We start from the raw sequence: 23,665 nt of genomic DNA, 5'->3' as shown, positions 1-23,665 counted from the left end.
CGCCGGAGGCGGTCAGACCCCCGCGAACGGGACGGCGGCCGGTGAGAGGGCGGCGGCCCGAGCCGGGTGCGTCCACAGGCCGCGCTCGGCGAGCAGCGGCAGGACGCCCTCGCCGAACCAGTACGCCTCCTCCAGATGCGGGTAGCCCGACAGGATGAACTCGGTCAGCCCCAGGTCGTGGTACTCGGCGATCCGGTCGGCCACCTCCCGGTGGCTGCCCACGAGGGCGGTCCCCGCGCCGCCGCGGACGAGCCCCACGCCGGCCCACAGGTTGGGTGCGACCAGGAGGTCCCCGGACCGGCCGCCGTGCAGGTCGAGCATGCGCCGCTGCCCCTCGGACTCGCTGCGCCGCAGGCCCTCCTGCACCCTGCTGATCGTCTCGGGGTCGACTGCCGCGAGCAGCCGGTCGGCCGCCGCCCACGCCTCGTCCGCGGTGTCGCGGGTGATGACGTGCAGCCGGATGCCGTACCGCAGGGAGCGTCCCTCGGCGGCGGCGAGCGACGCCATCCAGGCGAGCTTGGCGGCGACGTCCGCGGGTGGTTCGCCCCAGGTCAGGTAGACGTCGGCGTGGCGGGCGGCCACCGGCCCGGCCGGTTGGGACGACCCGCCGAAGTAGATCGGCGGCAGGGGGTCCGGCACGCGGGGGATGCGCCCGCCCTCGACCTGGACGTGCTCACCTCGGAAGTCGACCGGGCCGCCCGCCCACAGCGCCCGGACCACCTCCAGGAACTCGCCGGCCCGGGCGTACCGCGCGGCCTTGTCCAGGAAGTCGCCGTACCCCCGCTGCTCGTGCGCCTCGCCGCCGGTGACCACGTTGAGGAGGAGCCGCCCGCCGGAGTGCCACTGGTACGTGGCGGCCATCTGTGCGGCGAGCGTGGGGCTGAGCAGGCCCGGCCGGAACGCGACGAGGAACTTCAGCCGCTCGGTGGTCTCCGCCAGCATCGCCGTGGTCAGCCAGGCGTCCTCGCACCACGCGCCGGTCGGCGTGAGCGCGCCCGCGAAGCCGAGGTCCTCCGCGGCGCGGGCGATCTGGCCGAGGTAGCTGAGGGTGGCGGGACGGTCGCCGGAGGCCGAGCCCGCGGCCAGGCCGTGCCCGCCGCCGACGATGTAGCGGCTGTCGCCGTACGTGGGCAGAAACCAGTGGAACGTCAGGGGCGACGAGGTCATGGTCGTGCTCTCCGTGGGTCAGAGAAGGCCGTGGCGGGGCGGGAGGGTGCCGTTCAGCGTGTAACGGCCGATGTGCTGCACCTTCCACCGCACCGGGTCGTGCAGGGTGTGCGTGCGGGCGTTGCGCCAGTGCCGGTTGAGGTTGAGCCCCTCCAGGCTCGACCGCGTCCCCGACACCTCGAAGACGGCGTCGGCGAGCTCGATCGCGGCACGGTCCGCGTACGCCTTGGCGGTGGCGACGGCGACGGACGCCGCCCCCGCGGCCTCGGCGGCGTCCCGGTCGTCCGTGGCGTCCGATCCCGCGCTGGCCGCCGCGTCGTGGGCGGCGAGGACGGCTCGGGCGTCGTCCACGGCCCGGCCCGCCTCCCGCAGGAGGGCCTGCGCCGCCCGCAGGGTGACGGCCAGCTCCCCGAACCGCTGGATGAGCAGAGGGTCCTCGGCCGCCGTGTCGGAGCCGCTCTCGAACCACGGCCGGCTCTTCGTCAGCACGAACTCCCGGGCGTCCCGCAGCGCGGCGCCCGCGATGCCGACGTCGATGGCCGCGTGCAGGAGCTGGGCGAGCGCGCCGTGGAGCTGGGGGCCGGTGAACGTCAGGTGGTGCGGCACGACGTGCGCGGCCGGCACCCGCACCTCCCGGAGGCGGACCGTGCCGCTGGCCGTGACCCGCTGGCCCATCCCGGCCCAGTCGTCGATCACCTCGACGCCAGGGGCGTCCCGGGGGACGTACGCCACCTGGAGCAGGTCGTCGGCGTCCCTGGCCAGGACGGGGATCCAGTCGGCGAACAGGGCTCCCGTGCTGTAGTGCTTCTCGCCCGTGAGGACGTGGCCGCCGTCAGGGGCGGGGGTGAGACGGGTCCGGTAGTCCTGGACGTGCCTGGTTCCCGCCTCCGACTGGGCGTTGCCGAACCGCCTGCCCGCGAGCACCTCGCCGAAGAAGAACCTCTTCTGCTCCGGTGACCCCTGCGCGCGCAGGACGTTGACGTACACGAAGTGGCTCTGCGGGATCTGCGCGATGTTGGGGTCACCGGTCGCGAGCAGGCGGAACACCTCGGCGAGCGTGGCCGCCCCGACCTCGGCGCCGCCGTGCTCCCGGGGCACGGACACGCCCAGCAGGCCGCTCGCGGACAGCTCGGCCAGCTCGGCCTCGGGCAGGATCCGCCCGGCGTCCCGCGCCGCCGCGTCCTTCGCGAAGACCGCCGCGAGGCTCTCCGCCACGGCGAGGGCCTCGGCGTCGCCGGTGATGACGTGGGCCGGCTTTCCCGGCGCGCTCATGCGCGCCTCCCGGCATCGGACGGACGCCGGCGGGGGAGGAGGCCGCGGGGCGGGGAGGGCATCAGGACGAGTGGCACAGCCCGATGCAAACAGGAATGTGCCTATTTGTCAAAAACCTACCGGTTTAGTGGGATTGCTCCATGGTCTGGTGAGCATCACCGCGGCGCGTCACCCGCTCCCGGACGTCCGCGGTGAGCGGACGCAGGCCCCCTCGGGTCCGGCTGCCGTCGCCGGACGCCAAGGGGGCCGGAAGGGTCAGAACCCCGGGAAGACCCGTCGCAGGTCGTCCAGGGTGAGCGCGTCGCCCGTCAGCCGGACGTCGGCGGGGGTGCGCTCCGGCGCGTGCCGGCCGGTGACGAGGCGCAGCCACCATTCCGCGGGGGCCGTGAGGACGGCGTCGGGCTCGGCCGGGGCGCCGACGAGCGCCACTCCGTCGCGGATTTCGAGGCCGAACGAGCGCTCCGGAGCGGTGACGTGCACGGCGACCGTCACCTGCCGGCCGCCCAGCGCGTCCGCCTTGCCGAGGAACCCGGCGAGACGGCCGGCCTCGTCGACGAGCAGATCGACGGCGACCGGGTCCAGGGCGGCGGCGGAGTCGAACGCGACCTTCACGTCCCACGTGTGGTGCGCGACCTCGCTGAGCCGCATGCCCGCGAACCCCGCCACGTCGATCGGCTGCGGCAGGAACCAGATCGGGACGAGGAGGTCGTCCCGCGTCCGCCCGTCCAGGCTCTCCAGGCGGCTCACCAGCGCCTCGTTCGCCGTGACGAACTCCTGGGCGCGGGCGGCGGGCGACATCCCGTCCCATCGGGCCCACACGCCCTTGATGAAGTCCATGTCCGGGCCGTCGGTCCCGCCGAGCGCCGCGTCGAGGGCGGCAAGGTTGATCTCCGCGCCGCTGCCCAGGTGGCTCAGCACCTGGGAGACGTCCCACTCGGCGGCACCCGAGGGGCGGCCGAGGTCGTCCGCCGTGAGGCCGCGCACCAGCGCGGCGAGGTCGTCGAGTTCCGCGCGAAGCGCCTTGATCGCCTGATCGGCCCGCTCTGCCATCGTGTCTTCCGTTCCGCGAAGGTGCTGGGACGCCGCGAGGCCAGGACGTCGGCCCGGCGCGCGTCGCGTCGGCCGCGCACGGCCCCGGCGGCGCATGGATCATACGGCGGCGCCGGGGCACCCGGAGGGCGGGCCGGTACGGCTCGTCACAGGTCGGTGGCGATGATCTTCTCGATGTTCCGCTCGGCCAGGGCGGTGATGGTGACGAACGGGTTGACGGTGGTGTTGCCGGGGATCAGGGAGGCGTCGATGACGTACAGGCCGGGGTAGGCGGTGAGACGGCCGTAGTTGTCGGTCGCCTTGTTCAGCACCGCGCCGCCGAGCGGGTGGTACGTCAGGTGATCGCCCCAGATCTTGTACACGCCGAACAGGTCGGTCCGGTAGATCGTGCCCTCGGTCGCGTTGATCCTGTCGAAGATCGTCTTGGCCATGGCGATGGACGGCTGCTTCCACGCGGTCTGCCAGTTCAGGACGACGGTCCCGGTGGCGGCGTCCCAGGAGAACGCGGCGCGGTTGGGGTTTTTCGTGATCGACAGATAGAACGACGCGAAGGTCTCGATGCCCGTGGGCAGCGGCGCCACCTCGGCGAAGGCGCCGCCGGCCGCCCAGTTGTCGATGCCGCAGCAGGGGATGGACGACTGGAGGCTGCCCGTGGGGTCCCACAGGTGGTTGGCCCGGCCGCACATCACGTTGCCGTTGTCGCCCCAGCCCTTGCCGACCTCGTCGTTCAGGGCGGGCAGCGCGCCCGTGGCCTTGAGCCTGACCAGCAGCTTGCTGGTGCCGACGCTGCCGGCGGCGAAGAACACCCGGTCCGCGGTCACGGTCTTGGTGGCCGTGACGCTGCCCCCGGTGTCGATCTGGTCGATGACGACCGTGTAGCCGCCGCCCGGCGCGGGGGCGACCGAGGTGACCTTGTGCAGCGCCGAGACGGTGACCCTGCCGGTGGCGGCGGCCCGGGCCAGATAGGTCTTCTGCAGCGACTTCTTGCCGTAGTTGTTGCCGTAGAGGATCTCGCCGGCCAGCGCCGACTTGGGGACGGTCCCGGACGCCTCCTGCTTCATGTAGTCCCAGTCGTACACGTCGGGGACGAAGACGAACGGGAAGCCCGACCGCTGGGCCTGTTTGCGGCCGACCCGGCCGTACTGGTAGCACGCGGTGGAGTCGAACCAGGCCGGGTCGACGAGGCCCGCCCCGAGCCCGGCGTTGGCGCGGGGGTAGTAGACGTCGTACATCTCGTTCGCGTCCACCGACGGGAGGATGCCCCCGAAGTTCTCCCGCTTCGGGGTGACCGCCATGCCGCCGTTGACGAGGGAGCCGCCGCCCACGCCGCGGCCCTGGTAGACCGTGATGCCGGCGAACTCCTCGGCGTCCAGGACCCCGGTGTAGCGGGGGATGTCCCTGTCGATCGGGAAGCCGAGGAAGTAGTTCAGCGGCGCCTTGGTCCGGGTGCGCAGCCAGTAGGACCGTCGGTCCGGCTGAAGGGTGTTGCAGAAGATCTTGCCGTCGGAGCCGGGTGTGTCCCAGGCCATGCCCATCTCGACCATGTGCACGTCGACGCCGGCCTCGGCGAGGCGCAGGGCGGCGACCGAGCCGCCGTACCCGGTGCCGATCACCAGGACCGGCACGTGCGCGCCGCCGGCGATCGGCGTCGCGGCGACGGCGGCGCGGGCCGCGGGCGCGCGGCCGGTCAGGGCCGCGGCCCCCAGCAGCGAGCCGGTCCCGGCGATGAACGCCCGGCGGGAGATGCCCGCGACACCGGCACCGGACGGCGTGGGGTCGCTCATGGGAGGTCCTCGCTTTCGGGGGAGGCGGCGCGGTCCGGGACCCGGACGGGTGGGGGACCGCCGGGCAGCACGCACACGGCGTCGAGACCCAGCACGCGGTTGAGCCGGCCGAACGTCAGCCAGGAGCCGATGCACATGGTCAGCTCGACGATCTCCCGCTGGCTGTAGTGGGCGGACATCCGCGCCCAGAACTCGTCGTCGAGGCCGTGGTGATCGAGGGCGTACCGCTCGGCGTACTCGGCGGCCAGGCGGGTGCGGTCGTCGAAGGCGCCGGTGGTGCGCCACTCGGCCACCGCGCCGGCGAACTCGTCCTCGACCTTCCGGCCGTCCCGTTCCGTCCGCCAGTCGAGGCAGAAGGCACAGCCGTTGATCTGCGCGATCCGCAGCCGGGCCGCCTCGAACTCGCGGAGCCCGAGCGTCGTGCGGGCGTACACCGCCAGCGAGAACGCCGAGGCCGCCGGGCCGATGCCGGGCACCATCTCGCCCCACACGTACGCGATGGGGTCCTTGCCATCGGGGACGTCGATCCTCATGGCCGTTTCCTTCCGAGCCTGCCGGTCGCGGGGCGCAGCGGGACGTCGAGGGCGTCGTACAGCCCGGGATCCGCCTCGGCGAGCCAGTCGATCGCGTTGACCAGCCGGGCGGCGGCCGTCGCGTTGCCGCCGGCGGACCGGTTGCCGCCCTCGTCGGTGGCCTCGACCGTGACCTCGATCCGCGGCCGGCCCTCGATGATCACGCGGTGGGCGCCGTCGCCGTCCGGCGGCACGGGCCAGTCGGGGGCGCAGGACGGGTGGATGCGGGTGACGTGCTCGACGACGACGCGCGGCTCGCCCTCGACGACGCCCTGCACCTCGAACCGGACGGCGCCCTGGGTGCCGGCCTCGAAGTCGCCCATCGTCGCGGTGGTCACCGTGGCGTCGAGCGGGCGGCGCTCCACGACCTCGCGGATCTCGCCGAGCTCGGCCCCGAGCGCCCTGGCGATCAGCCGCACCTGGCCGCCCCACACCATCGACGGGACGCCCGCGGCGAGCATCGGCGGCTCGTAGTCCATCGGCTGTCCCATGCCGACCAGGTAGCGCACCGCGTCCGCCTGGTCGTACGTCGAGTAGTCGAAGATCTCCTGGCAGCGGATCACGTCGACGACGGTGCCGAGCCCGCTGATCAGCAGCGGGAGGACGTCGTTCCCCCAGCCGGGGTCGACGCCGGACACGAACAGCGAGCCGCCCCCTTCCGCGACGGCGGCCAGCACCGGCTCCCGCACCTCAGGCGGCGCGCCGCGCTGGTCGTAGAGGGCGTACAGCGAGGGCGTGACGACGACGGCCCCGCCGCGGATCGCCCGCACGACGTCGGCCAGGGCCTCGTCGGGACGGATGTCGCCGGACGCCGCGTACACGACGGCACGGGGACGGGCGGCGAGCACCGCGTCGACGTCGTCCGTCGCCGCGACGCCCAGGGAGTGGCCGAGCCCGGCCAGGTCGCCGGCGTCCCGGCCGGCCTTGCCGGGGTCGTGGACGAGCACGGCCGTGAGTTCCAGTGCCGGATGGGCCTCGACGGCGGGGATGGCCGCCCGGCCCACGTTTCCGGTACCCCAAACGATCGTGGAGACCATGACCGGAGCGTAGCAAGCGCTTGGTTGTGCGTATAGGCCGCGATTCCGGCGGCGCGCCAGAAGGGCGCCGCGGCGCCGCGCTTCTGTGCCGAAAGCGCGCCCGCGGCGGCGCGGAGCGGCCTACGGTCGGGGCATGGGCAAGATCCTCATCGGCACGGCCTCCTGGACCGACCGGTCGCTCCTCGCCTCCGGCTGGTATCCCCCCGGCGCCTCCACCCCCGAGGCGCGGCTCGGCTTCTACGCCGGCCGGTTCCCCCTGGTGGAGGTGGACGCCACCTACTACAACCCGCCCGCCCGGCGCACGGCCGAGTTGTGGCGGGACCGCACGCCGAAGGACTTCACCTTCAACGTCAAGGCGTTCTCCCTGCTCACCCGGCATCCGACCCGTCCATCGGCGTTGTACAAGGACCTGCGGGCCGGCCTCGGCGAGTCCGGGAGGTCCCTCTACCCGCGCGACCTCCCCACGGAGGTCGTCGAGGAGGTGTGGCGGCGGTTCCTGTCCGCCCTGGAGCCGTTGCACGAGGCGGGGAAGCTCGGCGCGCTGCTGTTCCAGTTCCCGCAGTGGTTCCCGCCCGGCGAGGCGAGCCGCCGCTACATCCTCGGGTGCCGGGACCGCTGCCTGCCCATGCGCATCTGCGTCGAGTTCCGCAACGCGGCGTGGATGGACGGGGCCGCTCGGGAGGAGACGCTCGGCTTCCTCGCCGCCAACGACCTGCCGTACGTCGGGGTGGACATGCCGCAGGGGCACCCGTCGTCGGTCCCGCCGGTGCTGGCCGCCACCTCGGACCTCGCCGTGGTCCGGCTGCACGGCCACTCGCAGAAGTGGACGAGCCGGATCATCGAGGAGCGGTTCGGCTACCTGTACTCCGAGGAGGAGCTCCAGGACTGGGCCGGCCGCATCGCCGGCCTGTCCGCCCGGGCCGTCACCACGCACGTGCTGACCAACAACTGCTGCGCCGACAACTCCCAGCGCAACGCCGCACGGCTGATGGACCTCCTGGAGGAGCGGGGCGCCGATGTCATGAGACCGTCGCGCGACGACGTCTGAGCACCCCGTCGGCGAGTGCCGCCTCCCGGCGTGGATTCGCCGCCCGAAGATTGTCGCCGCCGTCCTCTAGTCTCCGGGGCAATTGATCAAGCGGACCTCATCTGGAGATGGCGGGACATGACCTACCTTGAGCTGTCCGAGGACGGCGGCGGAGCGCACAAGTTCTATGAGACGACCGTCTCAGGAACGCGGGTGACCATCTCGTACGGGCGCATCGGCGAGGCGGGCCAGACCAAGATCACCGACTTTCCCAGCGAGGAGAAGGCGCAGGCCGCGGCGGCCAGGAAGATCGGCGAGAAGCTCCGGAAGGGGTACGCGCCCGCGGTTCGGGGGATGCGTCAGCGCAGACCGGTCACCCGCAGGACGATCGCGAGCACCCGCTCCACGGCCCAGCAGGCGCCGGTCCTGTGGCGCTTCGACAGCGGCGCCTCCGCCTTCGGGATCTTCGTGGACGAGGAGCGCTGCTGGGTGGGCAACCAGCGCGGCGATGTCTACACGGTCGCCCACTCCGGCACCGTCACCGGCCGCTTCCGCCTGCCCGACGGCGTCAAGTGCATCGTGGCCGACGACTTCTGGATCTACGCGGGGTGCGACGACGGCAAGGTGTACGACCTGAGCGGCAAGGTGCCGAGGCCGGCCTACGAGATCGCCGCCGACGTCGACATCTACTGGCTGGACATCCACGACGGCGTCCTCGGCGTCTCCGACCGCGCCGGGCGGATCACCACGATCGACTACGAGGACGAGTTCCAGTGGGCGCGTACAGGCCGGGGCGACTACGCCTGGATGGTCCGGTGCGACGAGGACGCGGTCTACCACGGCCACTCCGGCGGCGTGGCCCGCTACGACGCCTCCGACGGCGCCCTCGTCTGGCACACCCCGTCCGCCGACCAGGTGCTGTTCGGCTGGCAGGAGGACGACGCCGTCTACGCCGCGACCGCTCGCCGTACCGTCCACCGGCTCGCCAAGGACGACGGCCGGGTCGAGGCCGTGTACGGCTGCGACGGGCCCGTCTACTCCTGCGCGACCTCGCCCGGCGGCCGCTACGTCTTCGCGGGCGACAGCCACTCCTCGGTGTACTGCTTCGCCGCGTCGGGGGAGCGGCTGTGGAAGCTCGGCACCGGCTGCGGGTCGGCCTTCTCCATGCAGTTCCTCGACGACCGTCTCTACATCGTGACCACCGACGGATCTCTGGCCTGCATCGACGCGAGTGAGCCGGCGATCGCCGCGGCGCGCGAGGGGACGGTGCCCGAGACCGTCGACGTCAAGGCCGCGGCGTCGCTGCCGGTGCTGGAGCCGTCGGTGGTGCTGGAGACCGTCAGCCATGCCGGTGACGGCGTCGTGGTGGAGTGCGTACGCGAAGGAGACCGTCTGCGCGTCCGGGTGGCCAGCCCCGGGTACGAGGCGTGGAACGTGCAGTTCCCCAAGGACGTCCGCGAGGCCGGCGCCCGCTACCTGGTGGAGGGCGTGCGCCCCTCGGGCCGCGGCGGGTTCTACCGCACCTACGGGGAGATCCGGCGGCTCCTTTAGCGTCTCCCGGTGCACGTGACCATGGGTCTGCTGGGGACTCGTACCGGGTTTCTCGTGACGATGGCGCGGGAACGCCGCGCGCCGTGTAGTGTCAGGGGTACAGGTTGTGTCGAAGTCCCGGTATGCGTTACAGCGCCCGCGGAGTTATGACAGCGGGCGTCACCGTAGGGAGCCGAGGCTTTTCCAAGGCGGTCGGTCGCAGCAGCCAGAGGACCACGCCCGTGGCACTCGAGATCGTCTCATCAAGGAGATAGCAGTATGGCTCAGGGAACCGTCAAGTGGTTCAACGCCGAGAAGGGCTTCGGCTTCATCGCCCCCGACGACGGCACCCCGGACGTCTTCGTCCACTACTCGGCCATCGACGCCGGCGGCTACCGCTCGCTGGAGGAGAACCAGCGTGTCGAGTACACCGCGGGTCAGGGCGCCAAGGGCCCGCAGGCCGAGAAGGTCCGCCCGCTCTAGAACGTGCTTGAGCCCGGATGACGGGTCCGCTGATCCGCGGGCCCGGCATCCCATGGCATCCGGCCCCGGACTCCTCACGGAGTCCGGGGCCGTCGTGGTTCTCGTGCCCGAGTCACCCTCCGGGAAGCGTCGGCTCGTGCCATTTGGGCATTCATCCGGAGTGGGGGGAACACCGCGATGCCCGACAGCAGCGAGCTCTACGACGAGTGGATCAGTGCTCTCAACGAGCATGACGAGAACCGCCTGGCCGCCTGCTTCAGCCCCGACGGCGTGATGGTCACGCCGCAGTGCGTCGTGGAGGGGCGGGAGCAGATCGCCTGGTACTTCCAGCAGTTCTTCTCGGCGTTCGGGGACTTCGGCATCACCGTGACGCGGCGGTTCTCGTGCGAGGACGGGATCGTCGCGGAATGGCGGGTGACCGGGACGCACACCGGTCAGCTGCTGCTCCCCGGCGGCACGGAGGCGTCCCGCAGCGACCGGCGGATCAGCGTGGACGGTGTGGCGGCCTACACGATGGAGGGAGGCCGCTTCGTGACCGGTCGCATCTACTACGACCAGATGCAGATCTACGGCGCCATCGGCTCCCGCGTCTCCCGGGTCTCCCCGGACCACCGCCTGCCGGACGGGAAAGGCGAGGCCCTCCGCGACGACCTTCCCCGCCGCCGGGACACCCCTGGCGTCTGACCAGGCGGGGTGGGATCATCACGTCCATGACCTCGATCAGAAAGGGCCATGCCGCGTAGGCGCCCCTCTCGGGTCCGTGCGCGCGGGCCGCTGTGCGAGGCTCACAGAGCCTCGATTCACCAGGTGCCTGGTCTCGGCTGTCGTCCCATGGCGGCGGTCATCAGGCTTGAACACACCAGAATGCGGCCGGGCGAGGTAGCGGAGGCGTTGCTCGCCTGGACGCAGGCGGTGGTTCCCGGAACCGTCGACCGGATCGCGCCGACATGTATGTGCCCCGAATGCCGCGGAGTGGCCCCACGCCGGCGGCTTGAAGAGGCGCTCACGGCCTTGCCGCAATGGGCCAGGCCCTACCTGTACTCCTTGGTTCTCCCGCTGGACAGACGGTTTCTCGCCCGGACGTCGCTGGACGAGCACGCGTCGCCTGAGTGGCCATGGTGGCAGCGAAGGCGCTGACCAGGTGATTGCGGCGCCACGCTGATCTCCGGGGATCGGCCGTGGGTCATGGCGCGCCGGCGCGCTCGGGGTGGAGGGTCGCGATCTCGTGATCCCGGGCGAGGCCGCAGCGGACGGTCAGCCCGCCGCCGGGGTTCGGGACGGCCGTCACGGTCATCGCGTGGGCCCTGGCGATCGAGGCGACGATGGACAGCCCCAGGCCGGAGCCGCCGGCGCTCGCCGTGCGGTCCGGGGCCAGGCGGCGGAAGGGCTCGAAAAGATCGGGGACGTGTTCCGCCGGGATCCGCGGGCCGGTGTTGGACACGACCAGCCCGCCCTCCGGCGTCACCCGCACGTCCACGCTTCCGCCGGGCACGTTGTGCCGGACCCCGTTGTCCACGAGGTTGGTCACCAACTGGGTGAGCAGCACGGCGTCCCCCATCACGGTGGTCGGACGGGACCGCAGCGTGACCCCGGGGAAGCCGGCGACGACGTCGCCGACGACCTGGTCGAACCGCACGGCCTCGACCTCGTCGAGGCCGTGGTCGCCGCGTGCCAGCACCAGCAGTCCGTCGATCAGGCGTTCGGTCCGCCGGTTGGCCTCCAGCAGTTCCGCCCTGAAGCGCTCGATCCGGTCGGGGGCCGGGTCGGCCAGGCCGATCTCGATGGCCGCCCGCTGGATGGCGAGCGGCGTCCGCAGCTCGTGCGAGGCGTTCGCCACGAACCTGCTCTGCGCGGCCACGGCGCGTTCGAGGCGGTCGAGCATGGCGTCGAAGGTGTCGGCCAGCTCTTTCAGCTCGTCCTTCGGCCCCTTGAGCGCGATCCGTTCGTGCAGGTTGGTCAGCGACAACCGCCGGGCGGTCGCCGTGATCCGCCCCAGCGGCCGCAGCGTGCGCCCGGCCAGCCACCACCCGGCCCAGATCGAGACACCGATCAGTACTACCCCCACGACCAGGGTGCCGATCGAGACGCTGGGACCGGTGTCCGTGACATGCCGCACGGCGACCTGCCCGCCCCCCGGTTCGGACCGGACGACACCCGACTCGGTCCTCGACCCGTACAGGACGACGCCGTACTGGATGTAGACGCTGACGGCGCTCAGCACGGCCAGCGACGTGGCGGCGAACAGGACGCCGTAGAGCGCGGCCAGCCGGACCCTGAGCGTCATGGCAGGTGGTACCCCCGGCCGGCGACCGTCCCGATGACCGGAGGGTCGCCGAGCTTGGCGCGCAGCTTGCTCATGGTGACGCGGACGACCCCGCTGAACGGGTCGGTGTGCTCGTCCCAGGCCCGTTCCAGCAGCTCCTCCGCGCTCACGATCGCGCCGTCCGCCCGCATGAGGACCTCCAGCAGGGCGAACTCCTTGCGTGACAGGGCCAGATAGCGGCCGTCCCGGAACGCCTGCATGCGCGGTGCGTCGAGGACGATGTCTCCGCGGGTCAGCAGCGGCGGGACGGGCGCCTGGCTGCGGCGCCCGAGCGCCTGGACACGTGCCACGAGCTCCGCGTAGTCGAACGGCTTGGGCAGGTAGTCGTCGGCGCCCAGGCCGAGCCCGGCGACCCGGTCGCGCACCGACGCCGCCGCCGTCAGCATCAGGATCCTCGTACGGGCGCCCGCCTGCGCGAGGTCGCGGCAGATGGCGTCGCCGGGCGTCCCCGGCAGGTCGCGGTCGAGGACGAGCACGTCGTAGTCGTTGACGCTCAGCCGTTCCGCCGCGGCCGTGCCGTCGTAGGCGACGTCGACCGCCATCGCGTACCTGCGCAGCCCCTCGGCGACCAGGTCCGCCAGAGTCTTCTCGTCTTCGGCCACCAGCACCCGCATGACCCAAGTAATACCCATACAGAGGTTGCCTGGGTGTTAAGGGGCGCGGAGACGGCCGCGAAACCTCCCCTCCGCGATCGTCGGCCGCATGAGAATACTCGTCATCGCCCTGGTGTTCCTGGTCGCGGGATGCGGCGCCATCCCGGGCCTCGGAGCCGACGGCAAGAAGCACGACCAGCTCGTCAAGTACGCCCAGTGCCTCCGCCAGCAGGGAGTCAACGCGAGCGACCCGCCGGCCGATAAGGACGAATTCAACCTCGACGCCCGTGGTGTGCCCAAAGACAAGCTCGAAGCCGCGCTGAATACCTGCAAGGAATACGCCCCGAAGCAGGAGCCTCCGAGCGCGGAGGACCTCGACAGGATGCGGAAGACGGCCGCCTGCCTGCGCAGGAACGGCGTCGAGGCGTCGGATCCGACGGTCGCCGATCCGGGGATCAGAGTCGGCACGCCCCCGCCCGGCAAGGATGTCGACGCGATCATGACCGCGTGCCGGAAGGAGGTAGGGGAGTGAGGCGGCTGCTCGCCGTGACCCTCGTGCTGACCGCGTGCACCCCCACGCAGGCGGCCACCCCGTCGTTCCCCACGACACCCGTCGTCCGTACGGACCTGGTCAGCAGGACCAGCGTGGACGGCACGCTGGGCTACGCCGGCCGCGAGACCGTGACGGGCGGCCCGGGGATCGTGACGTGGCTGCCTCCGGACGGCCGGATCATCAGGCGTGGCCGGCGGGTGTACGCGGCCGACGGTTACGCCGTCCCGCTCATCTACGGGCGGACCCCGCTGTGGCGCACACTGTCGGTCGGAGCGCTGGGCCGGGATGTGCGGGTGGTCGAGCGGAACCTCGCCGCCCTGGGCTACCCGCTGGTCGTGGACGACCGGTTCACCTGGGCGACCGCGCAGGCCGTCAGGGCGTGGCAACGCCACCTCAGCCGCCCTCGGACCGGCACGCTCACCCCGTCGGACGTCGTCGTCCAACCCGGCCCGATCAGGGTCGCCTCCCGTACCGGACGGCTCGGCGGACCGGCTTCGGGCCCGCTGCTGACCGTCACCGGCCTGAGACGTCAGGTCGTCGCCGACATCCCCGTCGACCGGCAGCAACTCGCGGTCAGGGGCGGGAAGGTCACGATCACGCTCCCCGGCGGGAAGACCACGACCGGGCACGTCACCGCCGTCGGCACCGTCGCGAAGGCGGCGACCACCGGCCAGCCCGGGCAGGGCACCGAGACCGCCACGATCGCCGTCACGATCACCCTCGACCATCCGGCGGCCGCGGGACGGCTCGTCGCGGCGCCTGTCACCGCCGGGTTCGCCGGCGCCGTTCACAAGGGAGTGCTCGCCGTACCCGTCGAGGCCCTCCTGGGGCAGGCGGACGGCACGTTCGCGGTCGAGGTGGCGGGACGGCTCGTCCCGGTCGAGCTGGGACTGTTCGCCGGAGGGCTCGTCGAGGTCACCGGAGTGGCCGAGGGCACACGGGTTCAGGTGCCCAGACCATGAGCGTGATCGAGCTGGACCACGCGTCCAAGACGTACCCGGGAGGGGTGCGGGCCCTGCGGGACGCGACGCTGTCGATCGGCCCGGGGGAGCTGGTGGCCGTCTGCGGGCCGTCCGGGTCGGGCAAGTCGACGATGCTGCACCTCATGGGGACGCTCGACCGGCCGAGCGAGGGACACGTCAGGCTCCTCGGGCACGACATGGCCACCCTGTCCGACCGGAGGCTGTCGGCGGTCAGGGCGAACTGGATCGGGTTCGTCTTCCAGCAGTTCTTCCTCACCGCCCACCTGACGGCTCTGGAGAACGTGGCCACCAGGCTGCTCTACCTGGGCGTCCCCGCCCGCCGCCGCGTCACTGCCGCGCGGGAGGCGCTCGAACGCGTCGGGCTCGGCGACCGGCTCACCCACCGTCCCCACGAGCTGTCGGGCGGCGAACGCCAGCGGGTGGCCATCGCCCGCGCCCTGGTCGCCCGGCCGGTGGTGCTGTTCGCCGACGAACCCACCGGCAACCTGGACACCGCCACCGGCGCGGGCATCGTCGACATCCTGTGGAGACTGCACGAGGAGGGCACCACCGTCGTGGTCATCACCCACAACACCGACCTGGCCGAGGCGCTCCCACGCCGCGTGGACGTCCTGGACGGGAGGGTCCTGTGATCCCGGTGACTCCCGTGATACCCGCGCCCGCCCGGCTGAGCGCGTGGGACCTGGTCGCCGTCGGGCTGGCGGGGCTGCGGGCGCGCCGCGGCCGGGCCGTCCTGTCGGCGCTCGGAGTGGCCATCGGGATCGCGTCGATGGTCGCCGTGATGGGCATCAGCGCGGTCAGCGGTGCCGGACTCCAGGAACAACTCGCCCGAGTCGGGACGAACGTGCTGACCGTGGCGCCGGGTCACTCGATCACAGGGGAGCAGGCGTCGCTGCCGCTCGAATCGGTCGCCCGCGTCTCCCACATCCCCGGTGTCGTCGGCGCCACCGCCATCGCGTACGTGAAAGGGGCGACCGCCCGCCGTACCAGGCTGATCGACCCGGCCGTCACGAACGGAGTGGGAGTCGCAGCCGTGCGGCTCGACCTCCTCGCGACGCTGAAGGGGACGGTCAGGTCGGGCACGTTCCTCAACACGGCCACCTCGCGCTACCCGGCCGTCGTCCTGGGCGCGTACGCCGCCGACCGGTTCGGCGTCGACCGGCCCGGACGGCAGATCTACATCGCGGGCCGGTGGATGACGGTCATCGGCATACTCGACTCGCTCGCACTCGCCCCCGACCTCGACAGCGCCGCCCTCGTCGGCTGGCCGTACGCGCGGGCGAACCTCGGCTTCGACGGCCATCCCACCGTCGTCTACGAACGGTCGGCCGACGACCGCGTCGGCGCGATCGCGAAGGTGCTGGCCGCGACGGCCGACCCCGAACATCCCGACCAGGTCGAGGTGAGCCGCCCGTCCGACGCGCTCACGGCGCAACTGGCCGCGCGTGCCGCGTTCAACGGCCTGTTCGTCGGGCTCGGCGCGGTGGCCCTCCTCGTCGGCGGCATCGGCATCGCCAACATCATGGTCATCTCGGTGCTGGAGCGCCGCCAGGAGATCGGCCTGCGCCGCTCCCTGGGGGCGACGCGAGGGCAGATCCGCCTGCAGTTCGTGGTCGAAGCGGTGGCCCTGGCCCTGTGCGGGGGCGTCACCGGGACCATGGTCGGCCTGGCCGCGAGTCTGTTGTTCGCCTTCGGCCAGGGCTGGCCCTTCGCCATGCCGACCCAGGTCGTCGTCCTCGGGGTCACCGCGGCTGTGCTGGTCGGGGTCGTCTCCGGCATCTACCCCGCGCGCCGCGCCGCCGCCCTCACCCCCACCGAAGCCCTGGCGGCGCTCACCTAGGACGAGTACGTCGTCTGAAGTGATCTTGATCCTGCGGTGGGTGAGGCAGAATACGGGCGCATGAGGGAGAGACCGGCGGGTCTTGCGGAGGCCGAACTGGCGGTGGCACTGGCCGAGCACTGGGGGATAGAGCCGCACGCGGTCGAGTACCTCCCGGTGGGCGCGGGCAGCTACCACTGGTCGGTGGTGGACCGGCGCGGAGCGGCCTGGTTCGTCAAGGTGGACGACCTCGGCGCCGAGGACGCGGGACGTGATGACGCGTTCGACCGACTCGCTCGATCGTTCGGTGCCGCCCTGGCACTGCGCCGTGAGGCAGGGCTCGACTTCGTCCTCGCGCCGATCCCCACCGCGACCGGCGCCGCGGTCCGGCGGCTGACCTCGCGGTACGCCCTGTCGGTCTTTCCCATGGTGACGGGGGCCGCCGGACACTTCGGCGTGCACCGGCCCGAGGACCTCGTCGAGGTGGTCGACCTGCTGGCCGACCTGCACGAGGCGACCCCGGTCGTGGCGGACATCGCGTCACGGGCCGACCTGGTGCTGCCCGGCCGCGACACGCTGGAAGAGGCGCTTCAGGACCTCGATCGGGAGTGGAGCGGCGGGCCCTACGCCGAGCCGGCCCGGAAGCTGCTATCCGTCCATGCCCGGCAGGTCCAGCGATCGCTCGCCGACTTCGACCGGCGGGTCGACCAGGTACGCGACACCGCAGCGGCCTGGGTGGTCACGCACGGTGAACCGCACCCTGGAAACGTCATGCGCACCCCGGCCGGACTGCGGCTCATCGATTGGGGCACCGTGCAGGTCGCTCCACCGGAGCGGGACCTGTGGATGCTCACTCCCGCCCTCGCCCGCATGCTCGGCGAGGACCCCGCTGGCGACGCCGACGACGTACTCGACCGTTATGCCCGGGCCACCGGCCGGACCGTCACACCGGCCGGCCTCGCTCTCTATCCCCTGTGGTGGCGCCTCGCCGACATCGCCATCTTCGTCGACGAGCTGCGCCGGCCGCATGTCACAGGTGAGGACATCGCCGCGTCGCTGACCTATCTCACCGGCTATCTCGAATCCAGCCGGGACTGATCTGCGGCACAGCCTCCCGGGCTCCTTCGGCGTACGGGGGGCGGACGCTCATCGAGTCCGGCCTGCCCTGGGAACGGCTCGCCGCCACCCCGGAGACGTACGCCACCGCCTGGACCTGCCAGTTCCGCAACCTGGAGATCGTCCCCGGCCACCTGCTGGTCATCCGCGGCGCGACCTCCTCCTTTGGTCAGACCGCCCTCAACCTCGCCGTCGACGCCGGCGTACGGGTCATCGCCACCACCCGTAACCCCGATCGCTTCGCCCTGCTGAAGGATCTCGGCGCCGAACAGGAGGTGCCGGACCTGTCCCGGCGGATCGTCGAGAGCAAGCGGATCGACGCGGTGCTCGACCTGCTGGGCAACAGCACCATCCTCGACTCCCCGGCCATGCTGCGCCGGGGCGGCCGTGCCTGCCTGGCCGGTTGCCTGGCCGGGCTGGACCCCATCGCCGACTTCACCCCGTTGCTACAGATGGTCAGCGGGGTCTAACTAACCTTCTTCGGCAGCTTCGGAGTGTCTCGCGAAGTCCGTGTCGACATGATTAACCGCCTGGGCACTCGTTGTCACCCCCGCTGTGTTCGACGCAGTAATAGGACGACGGCGTCCATATGGGGGCGTGTCTTGTACTGTTCCGCTGGCCGATCGGGATAACGACGAATACGAGAGCGACCACCGTGAGGACGGCTGCCGCGATTGCACAGAGTGCGGCAGCCGCTTTCCACCGCTGGTTGAGGCAGACAAACAGCCCGATGAATGGGCCGCCTATCCCGAGCACCGCTGCCGCGATCAAGTATGGCTCGCCGAGTTCCGGGCGGGAAGGTTCCCCAAAAAAGGGTGCGCCTGTTATTAATCCGGCGAGGGCCAGCCTATACATCGCGTACAGCCATCCGGCAGTCAACATGGCCAAGCCGATCCCGGCCAGGCTTCGAGCCTGCTGCCGATCCATGCCGAAGTTCCCCCTTGTGCTTGCCCTGGACAGAATTGTCCAACATTCCTGCGCAACAAGTGGGACATTCCGATCGCGGCCATCGTTCCCCGGGCTCATGGCCGCCGTCCGATCTGCGGAGAGCGCGCTCTGCCGGAAGCTGATCGGGTATGACGGCCAGGAGAGGTGACCGATTCGCGGTGGGCGTTGATTCAGTAGCGGTGGCCAGGCCAGTGAGGGTCGTCCCAGCGGGTGGGGCCGGCAAGGCCGAGCAGTCGTATCCGGTGGAGCAGCTCTCCGGGGGCGTCCCGGGCACGGAGCCGGGCAGGGGCATGACGGATCAGCCAGGCCGTCAACTCGATACGCGTCTCATCCTCGTTCTCCCAGCTCTCCCAGGGCGGTAGGTCTCCCAGCAAGTCGTACTCCCAGTGCGCCACCGCTTTGGCCAGGTGGCGGTCGGCCACGGCGCACGTCTGCGCTTCCCAGACACGCAGCCACGGGCTGATTGTGGCGGAGGCGTGTGGGGCGGCGCCGATGACCGCGGTGGCCTCCGCCTCGATGAGTGCTTGCAGGACGGCTTGCAGCGCGTGGCGGATGACGTCGTCGGCGTCGGCGGCTTTCAAAGACTCCAGCAGGTCGAGCAGGGCAGACTGGTCCAGAGCCATCGTGTGGTGTCCTTCGGCGAGAACCTTGGCGGGAACTCGCTGACCGTCACACGATGGCTCGTCCCATGTCCGGGAGTTGCTTCAGCAGCCTGGAGTTACACCACGCGAGGGGACGTCACCTACCTTTCGGGCTGTGCTTCTGGTGAGGGGCGGTCGTAGGTTGACGTTCGTGCACATAAGGACGGATCGATCGGTCTCGCCTCACCTTCGCCAATTCCTGGACGAGTTCGCACGTTGGTCGGACCCGATGCCCGTGGATTGGATCAAGCGAAATGCTCGCGCCGTCGATCAGGCGGGTGTCGAGACGGACGCTTTCGATGAAGCCATCGAAGCGATGATCGCTTTTGAGCAGAGGTACGGCGGGCTCTGGTTCCCCGCGCTCGGACCAAACGGCATGGATTACGGACTCGATGGCGAGGCAACGGTCTACCGCACAGCCGAGGGGTGGGCTTTCCCTGGGATCTTGGACGGGGATTGGACCTGGGCAGTCGAGATTCTGTTGGATGGCCGTGCCGGGATGACTCTCGCGGACAAACCCCTGAGGGCCCTCAATCGGAGCGTTGACCAGCGACTAGAGGCACACGCGTTGCTTGTGGCCGTGCGCCACTGGCCGCATCTGATTCTGGAACTGGCTACCCCACGGGGGATGGTTCCGGTCCTGGCAGATGCCGGCCTTCCGTCCCCAGTCGACGAAGCCTCAGGCCCGGCGGACCTGTGGTGGTTCGACGAAGTGTCCGCTATCCACCTTCAGCTCGACAACTGGTGGACACATGATCACGATATCTGGATCGCTCGTTGCTTCAGGAAGGAAGCCACCGGCCTGGATCAGCTGAAAGAATTGCTGCTCAGCGGAATGACCGGATTCCTGGAACCGGGCGAGGTTTGGTGTTCGCTGTGCAATCGGTTCGCGCCGTCGGCAGGGCCGTGTTCGTAGAGGGCGGCACAATCCTGACCCAGACAGGAAAGCTCCCTGACTTGGGCCTTTGTGATGAGAGCGGGTGACGGAATCGAACCCGCGCTGTCAGCTTGGGAATCGCATGGATCACGGCCCGGACTGGCGCTGACCTGGACGTGGAGCCGGTCATGAGTGACCGTGGTTGCCCCCTCGTTACCCCGGTTAATGGCCCGAGGATCAGGCGCACGACCTGCGGCGGTACGCAATGCGCGCGCTCGGCCCCTGCTCCGCTCCCGTCCTCCTCGTAGCTGCCGACCCCCGGGACGGGACCGCCGTGTCAAGGGTCAGCGAAGCTGATCGCGAAGCGACGCCGTAGGCGCCCTTGACTCGGCGGGAACGGCCGGGACACTTGAGCAGCGAGGAGGACGGTGGTCCCCAGGTGTCGGAGGCGGATGATTTGGCGTCACCGCGGCCGGTGAGTGTCCCGTTCGGCGCACGCCTGTCGAGATGTCCTTACGGGTAGTCCCGCCAAAACGAGACCGTTGCATGCGGCTGCCATGTCTCGGCGTGCTCAGGGCGCGGGTCCCGGAACTCCTGGTCAATGTAGTCGAGCAGGTCGGTCCCGTAGTAAATGGTGTCAGTGCCCCGCATGGATAAGACCGGATGTCCGAAGGTTCCACGCCCAGCCGGCAGGAACCGATGCGCATAGACCGGGACCATTCTGGGGACATTCGCCAGTCGCACCCGGGCTACTTCGACGGCTTCAAGAGGATCGTTCGGTCGCTTGCCCCAGCTCGATCGCCAGTGGCCATGCTCGACGTCCCACAGGAGATAGTCGACTGGCCACTCGACATGTTCACGCAGCGCCTCAGGGTCACTGTTGCGCCAGTCGGGCCACGGGTTCTCCCACGTCTGACCCTCTTCACGAGGCTGACGCACGGGTAACCCTGCTGCCAGGAAAGCCCGATGGTCGTCGGCGAACTCGAACCCGTACTCGTGCTCGATGCGAGCAAATTCCGCCTCGGAAAGTCCTTCCTCAATCTCACAGCAGGCCAGCTGAGCCAGGCGACGTGCGGCCGCCGCACCCAGCCGGGAACCCTCTTCACTGATCACTCTGCGAACATAGCGCCTGCCGCTTGTAGCCATGGCCTAGCCAGGGAGCGCAGGTCACCGATAGCGGATTGCATCGCGAGGTCTGGCGGGGGTGTATCGCTGATGTCGGAGGGCTTATTGGGTGGGCGGAGGAGAGCCGGCGGCGGCCCAAGCTGCCGGCGGCCGGGACCGGCCCCCAGGCCGCATGTCCGGCCGGCGAGCGGGCGTAGGCCGCGAGGCGGCGCGGAGCGCCGCCCTTGATCCCTACAAGAACAACTCGGCAACTGGACAACTGCGTTCACCGCCCCCCTCCTGCGGGCCGGTATCGACGCCTCGATCGGCACTGTCGGTGATGTATTGGACAACGCGCTCCTGGAATCGTAGATCGGCCTCTGCAGGACGGAGTCGGCGGTGCAGCGGCATGGTCTTCGGCCTTGCGTGATCGCTTGCTCGCGAAATGTCTGACGGGTTAATCAGTGAGGAGTGCTACGGCGTCGGGGGTGAGGCGGCCGAAGGTCTCGTCGGGGCGCATGAGGTTGTGGCAGCCGTCGAGTTCTGCGTATGCCGGTCTGTGGCCGGTGTCCAGTACGGCGAATCGGGTGTGGTGGCTCGGACAGTCAGTGGCGGGCGAGTTGTCGAGTGCGGTGAGGAGTGTGTTCAGATTGCTGCCTTTGAGGATGCGCATGGACTCGAGTGTCGCCTCGTTGATGCCTGTGGGCTTGTGTGAGGTGCGGTAGACGCATACGCGCAGGCCTTGCGGCGCTGGATTCCATAACGGCCGTGCCGAGGCTCGTCGTGCTAGTGGTGATTCTGGCTTGAAGAAGGAAAGGAACAGGTCCCTGGTCTCATGACCGCAACCAGCTCGGAACTCCTTCTCGCTTTCGATTCTGCGAACGGGTAGCTGTTTGGTGAGCCGGTACGGCAGATGGTCGAGGGCGTCGAGTGCGGAGGGGAACGGCTTTCCGCACACGCTGGTCGGCACGTCCGGCAGCACCGCCCTGCCGGAGGAGTCCACTACGACGAAGTAGTCGAACGTGTACCCGATATCCGGGCATCTGATCCCTTCGAAGAACCATCGCAGTCTGAGCAGTGGACTGGCTTGGGCTCGCTCTGGCGGGCGGCGCAGCTCGGTCATCAGTTCTGTCGCCGGCCCGTTGGCGTGCTCCTCGTTGACGACTTCCCAGCGGCCTTTGCCAGGCAGGTACTGGGGAATCCAGCGGCAGCGTATGACCTCGATCGGGACGAAGCCGTAGGGGAGCGCCTGGCGGGGCATGGAGAGCAGGTCCGGGCTTGACCTTTCGGGGCAGGAGGCGGTGACTACACGGTCTAGTCGTGGGGCCTCGTCCATCCTGTTGTCACTTCTGATGAGGATCATGACGGCGAGCACGACGAGGACGTTGCGCAGAGCATGCACCGCTGCACCTTATTGACGCGTGTCGTCTATGTTGCCGGTTTGCTAAAAGGCGACGTGAGACCGACTGGGCGGGCGACCCTGGTTCCCTCTATCCCGCAGGAAGTCAATCAAGGAGATCGGGGCGGCGTGCAGTTAGGGCGCGGCGGGCGGTCACGTATCTCTCGTGGAACTCCTCGGCGGGGGCTTCGCGGCGGTAGCGCTGGCGGAGGACGCGGTCAAGGTCTCCGGCTCGATTGACGAGATCGGTGAGGGACTTGCGCTCGATATCGAATGCGTCATGCCTTGCCCGACGGCGGCGTCAAGGTCTCCGCGTCGGGCGTGGACGATGCCGAGGTCTATGTGACCGGACGGCACGCCGACCTGGGTGTCGGGCCGGTCATGAGTGACCGTGGTTGCCCCCTCGTTACCTTGCTTAATGGCCCGCTAATGGCCCGGCGTGTCGACGACTACAACCTGCGGCTGTAAGCCATGCGTGCGCCCCGGCCCCTGATCCGCTCCCGTCCTCCTCGTAGCTGCCGGTCCCGTCCGGGACACTCAAGCAGCGAGGAGGACGGAGGCCTGGTCTGGTGGGCTCACCTGCCTGGGTCGTAGCGGATGGGGTGATCAGGCGCCTACCTCGGTGACCTACGGGCTCGCCTCGCTCGCGGCCTCACCCCGGAGTCCAGCCCTCGCCGGAGGCATGGGTGGTGTATCGGTGTGGGTCGTCCAGGGGCTCTGAGGCATCATGCGGGGATGAATGAGTCGCTTGTCGTTCCTGAGCTGGTTGCGGGTAGCAGCCTCGTCCTTCGCCCGTGGACGTTGGATGATCTTGATCTGGTGCGTGAGGCTACGGCGGATGAACTCATCCCGTTAATCACTACCGTGCCGTCGGCCTACTCTGACGCGGAAGGGATCGCGTTCATTGAGCGGCAATGGGCGCGGGCATCGACCCGGCAGGGTTACTCCTTCGCGATCGCCAGAACGGCGGATGGTCGGGCGGTAGGCCAGATTGGCCTATGGCCCCATGGTCAAGGGCGGGCGTCGCTGGGTTATTGGGTGGCTAAATCGTCTCGGGGGCAGGGCATTGCTTTGGAAGCCTTGCGCGCGGTCTCGCTCTGGGGCTTGTCAGTGTTGGAGATTCCGCGTCTTGAACTGTACGTGGAGCCGTGGAACGTGGCCTCGTGGAAGACCGCTGAACGAGTCGGCTTCAAGCGTGAAGGGCTGCTGCGAAGCTGGCAGGAAGTAGGAGCTGAGCGTCGGGACATGTACATGTACTCCATGCTCATCAGCGAGCTTCCCGCCTGATTGGAGCGGAGTGGCCAGCGCCCACCCCGAAGGGCGCTGCAGCCGTCGTGTAGCGGTTGGGGTCGGTGGGCGGAGCGACTTGGCGGTGGTGTGCGGCGGG

General features: G+C 70.2%; 22 protein-coding genes and 1 pseudogene. 12 read left to right on the top strand and 11 right to left on the bottom strand.

Annotated elements, in window-relative coordinates:
• Positions 1-12: 12 nt before the first annotated feature.
• The 6 genes from Mco01_RS02615 to Mco01_RS02590 all read right to left on the bottom strand — a co-directional run bounded on the left by Mco01_RS02615 (position 13) and on the right by Mco01_RS02590 (position 6,882).
• Positions 13-1,167 (bottom strand): LLM class flavin-dependent oxidoreductase, encoded by a 1,155-nt coding sequence (locus Mco01_RS02615; protein WP_204055288.1) that lies wholly within the window; start codon positions 1,165-1,167, stop codon positions 13-15.
• Positions 1,168-1,185: 18 nt separating this feature from the next.
• Positions 1,186-2,439, bottom strand: coding sequence for an SfnB family sulfur acquisition oxidoreductase (locus Mco01_RS02610; protein ID WP_204055287.1), 1,254 nt, complete (start codon positions 2,437-2,439; stop codon positions 1,186-1,188).
• 255 nt (positions 2,440-2,694) lie between these two features.
• Positions 2,695-3,489: a maleylpyruvate isomerase family mycothiol-dependent enzyme gene (locus tag Mco01_RS02605; protein ID WP_204055286.1), complete on the bottom strand. Its 795-nt coding sequence runs from the start codon at positions 3,487-3,489 to the stop codon at positions 2,695-2,697.
• A gap of 146 nt (positions 3,490-3,635) precedes the next feature.
• On the bottom strand, positions 3,636-5,273 hold the full coding sequence (locus Mco01_RS02600) for a GMC oxidoreductase (protein ID WP_204055285.1): 1,638 nt from the start codon (positions 5,271-5,273) through the stop codon (positions 3,636-3,638).
• Entirely contained in the window at positions 5,270-5,806 is a 537-nt protein-coding gene (locus tag Mco01_RS02595) for a carboxymuconolactone decarboxylase family protein (RefSeq protein ID WP_204055284.1), read from the bottom strand. Before Mco01_RS02595 ends, Mco01_RS02600 begins: the two co-directional genes overlap by 4 nt.
• Entirely contained in the window at positions 5,803-6,882 is a 1,080-nt protein-coding gene (locus tag Mco01_RS02590; RefSeq protein ID WP_204055283.1) for an NAD(P)H-dependent amine dehydrogenase family protein, read from the bottom strand. The genes Mco01_RS02595 and Mco01_RS02590 overlap by 4 nt, the downstream gene beginning before the upstream one ends.
• A gap of 133 nt (positions 6,883-7,015) precedes the next feature.
• Between Mco01_RS02590 and Mco01_RS02585 the strand changes: the two genes are divergently transcribed.
• From Mco01_RS02585 to Mco01_RS02570, 4 genes are all read left to right on the top strand, one after another.
• Entirely contained in the window at positions 7,016-7,930 is a 915-nt protein-coding gene (locus Mco01_RS02585; RefSeq protein WP_204055282.1) for a DUF72 domain-containing protein, read from the top strand.
• Between the two features lie 117 nt (positions 7,931-8,047).
• Positions 8,048-9,460 carry a WGR domain-containing protein gene (locus Mco01_RS02580; protein ID WP_204055281.1) on the top strand — a complete coding sequence of 471 codons (1,413 nt, stop codon included), beginning with the start codon at positions 8,048-8,050 and terminating at the stop codon, positions 9,458-9,460.
• A 258-nt stretch (positions 9,461-9,718) separates the two neighbouring features.
• Positions 9,719-9,922 carry a cold-shock protein gene (locus tag Mco01_RS02575; protein WP_036322172.1) on the top strand — a complete coding sequence of 68 codons (204 nt, stop codon included), beginning with the start codon at positions 9,719-9,721 and terminating at the stop codon, positions 9,920-9,922.
• 177 nt (positions 9,923-10,099) lie between these two features.
• Positions 10,100-10,606 (top strand): nuclear transport factor 2 family protein, encoded by a 507-nt coding sequence (locus Mco01_RS02570; protein WP_204055280.1) that lies wholly within the window; start codon positions 10,100-10,102, stop codon positions 10,604-10,606.
• Positions 10,607-11,105: 499 nt separating this feature from the next.
• On the opposite strand, the gene Mco01_RS02565 is transcribed toward Mco01_RS02570, so the two are convergent.
• Positions 11,106-12,206, bottom strand: coding sequence for a sensor histidine kinase (locus Mco01_RS02565; protein ID WP_204055279.1), 1,101 nt, complete (start codon positions 12,204-12,206; stop codon positions 11,106-11,108).
• Positions 12,203-12,859 (bottom strand): response regulator transcription factor, encoded by a 657-nt coding sequence (locus tag Mco01_RS02560; protein WP_204055278.1) that lies wholly within the window; start codon positions 12,857-12,859, stop codon positions 12,203-12,205. Before Mco01_RS02560 ends, Mco01_RS02565 begins: the two co-directional genes overlap by 4 nt.
• Positions 12,860-12,947: 88 nt before the next feature.
• Here Mco01_RS02560 and Mco01_RS02555 point away from each other — a divergent pair, with 88 nt between their 5' ends.
• The 6 genes from Mco01_RS02555 to Mco01_RS40055 are packed head-to-tail and all read left to right on the top strand — an operon-like array spanning position 12,948 to position 17,779.
• Complete coding sequence (locus tag Mco01_RS02555) at positions 12,948-13,370, top strand: hypothetical protein (protein WP_204055277.1); 423 nt, start codon at positions 12,948-12,950, stop codon at positions 13,368-13,370.
• Positions 13,367-14,353, top strand: a complete 987-nt coding sequence (locus tag Mco01_RS02550) for a peptidoglycan-binding domain-containing protein (RefSeq protein WP_204055276.1) — start codon at positions 13,367-13,369, stop codon at positions 14,351-14,353. The genes Mco01_RS02555 and Mco01_RS02550 overlap by 4 nt, the downstream gene beginning before the upstream one ends.
• Positions 14,350-15,006 (top strand): ABC transporter ATP-binding protein, encoded by a 657-nt coding sequence (locus tag Mco01_RS02545; protein ID WP_204055275.1) that lies wholly within the window; start codon positions 14,350-14,352, stop codon positions 15,004-15,006. The genes Mco01_RS02550 and Mco01_RS02545 overlap by 4 nt, the downstream gene beginning before the upstream one ends.
• A gap of 5 nt (positions 15,007-15,011) precedes the next feature.
• Entirely contained in the window at positions 15,012-16,214 is a 1,203-nt protein-coding gene (locus Mco01_RS02540) for an ABC transporter permease (protein ID WP_239103282.1), read from the top strand.
• A gap of 60 nt (positions 16,215-16,274) precedes the next feature.
• The gene (locus Mco01_RS02535) at positions 16,275-17,291 is read left to right on the top strand and encodes a phosphotransferase (RefSeq protein ID WP_204055274.1); all 1,017 of its coding nucleotides are present in this window, start codon (positions 16,275-16,277) and stop codon (positions 17,289-17,291) included.
• On the top strand, positions 17,276-17,779 hold the full coding sequence (locus Mco01_RS40055; protein WP_204055526.1) for a zinc-binding dehydrogenase: 504 nt from the start codon (positions 17,276-17,278) through the stop codon (positions 17,777-17,779). The genes Mco01_RS02535 and Mco01_RS40055 overlap by 16 nt, the downstream gene beginning before the upstream one ends.
• Before the next feature lie 954 nt (positions 17,780-18,733).
• Here the strand turns inward: Mco01_RS40055 and Mco01_RS40455 are convergent.
• A pseudogene (locus Mco01_RS40455) lies at positions 18,734-18,880 on the bottom strand (IS256 family transposase); the annotation flags it as partial.
• Positions 18,881-19,133: 253 nt separating this feature from the next.
• Between Mco01_RS40455 and Mco01_RS02520 the strand changes: the two are divergent.
• Entirely contained in the window at positions 19,134-19,814 is a 681-nt protein-coding gene (locus Mco01_RS02520) for a hypothetical protein (protein WP_204055272.1), read from the top strand.
• Positions 19,815-20,288: 474 nt separating this feature from the next.
• Here Mco01_RS02520 and Mco01_RS02515 read toward each other — a convergent pair whose 3' ends face one another.
• On the bottom strand, positions 20,289-20,888 hold the full coding sequence (locus Mco01_RS02515; protein WP_204055271.1) for a hypothetical protein: 600 nt from the start codon (positions 20,886-20,888) through the stop codon (positions 20,289-20,291).
• Between the two features lie 448 nt (positions 20,889-21,336).
• A complete protein-coding gene (locus tag Mco01_RS02510; protein WP_204055270.1) occupies positions 21,337-22,281 on the bottom strand; it encodes a hypothetical protein in 945 nt (314 codons plus the stop codon).
• A gap of 732 nt (positions 22,282-23,013) precedes the next feature.
• Between Mco01_RS02510 and Mco01_RS02505 the strand changes: the two genes are divergently transcribed.
• Positions 23,014-23,565 (top strand): GNAT family N-acetyltransferase, encoded by a 552-nt coding sequence (locus tag Mco01_RS02505; protein ID WP_204055269.1) that lies wholly within the window; start codon positions 23,014-23,016, stop codon positions 23,563-23,565.
• The last annotated feature ends 100 nt before the right edge of the window (positions 23,566-23,665 follow it).

The organism is Microbispora corallina (assembly GCF_016863035.1).
In the GTDB taxonomy this organism is placed as follows: Bacteria; Actinomycetota; Actinomycetes; order Streptosporangiales; family Streptosporangiaceae; genus Microbispora; species Microbispora corallina.
This window is presented reverse-complemented; position numbering and strand designations above follow the sequence as displayed.

Coding starts and splice junctions, on each gene's coding strand:
- Mco01_RS02615 (WP_204055288.1), bottom strand. CDS start 1,167: ATGACCTCGTCGCCCCTGACGTTCCACTGGTTTCTGCCCACGTACGGC.
- Mco01_RS02610 (WP_204055287.1), bottom strand. CDS start 2,439: ATGAGCGCGCCGGGAAAGCCGGCCCACGTCATCACCGGCGACGCCGAG.
- Mco01_RS02605 (WP_204055286.1), bottom strand. CDS start 3,489: ATGGCAGAGCGGGCCGATCAGGCGATCAAGGCGCTTCGCGCGGAACTC.
- Mco01_RS02600 (WP_204055285.1), bottom strand. CDS start 5,273: ATGAGCGACCCCACGCCGTCCGGTGCCGGTGTCGCGGGCATCTCCCGC.
- Mco01_RS02595 (WP_204055284.1), bottom strand. CDS start 5,806: ATGAGGATCGACGTCCCCGATGGCAAGGACCCCATCGCGTACGTGTGG.
- Mco01_RS02590 (WP_204055283.1), bottom strand. CDS start 6,882: ATGGTCTCCACGATCGTTTGGGGTACCGGAAACGTGGGCCGGGCGGCC.
- Mco01_RS02585 (WP_204055282.1), top strand. CDS start 7,016: ATGGGCAAGATCCTCATCGGCACGGCCTCCTGGACCGACCGGTCGCTC.
- Mco01_RS02580 (WP_204055281.1), top strand. CDS start 8,048: ATGACCTACCTTGAGCTGTCCGAGGACGGCGGCGGAGCGCACAAGTTC.
- Mco01_RS02575 (WP_036322172.1), top strand. CDS start 9,719: ATGGCTCAGGGAACCGTCAAGTGGTTCAACGCCGAGAAGGGCTTCGGC.
- Mco01_RS02570 (WP_204055280.1), top strand. CDS start 10,100: ATGCCCGACAGCAGCGAGCTCTACGACGAGTGGATCAGTGCTCTCAAC.
- Mco01_RS02565 (WP_204055279.1), bottom strand. CDS start 12,206: ATGACGCTCAGGGTCCGGCTGGCCGCGCTCTACGGCGTCCTGTTCGCC.
- Mco01_RS02560 (WP_204055278.1), bottom strand. CDS start 12,859: ATGCGGGTGCTGGTGGCCGAAGACGAGAAGACTCTGGCGGACCTGGTC.
- Mco01_RS02555 (WP_204055277.1), top strand. CDS start 12,948: ATGAGAATACTCGTCATCGCCCTGGTGTTCCTGGTCGCGGGATGCGGC.
- Mco01_RS02545 (WP_204055275.1), top strand. CDS start 14,350: ATGAGCGTGATCGAGCTGGACCACGCGTCCAAGACGTACCCGGGAGGG.
- Mco01_RS02535 (WP_204055274.1), top strand. CDS start 16,275: ATGAGGGAGAGACCGGCGGGTCTTGCGGAGGCCGAACTGGCGGTGGCA.
- Mco01_RS02505 (WP_204055269.1), top strand. CDS start 23,014: ATGAATGAGTCGCTTGTCGTTCCTGAGCTGGTTGCGGGTAGCAGCCTC.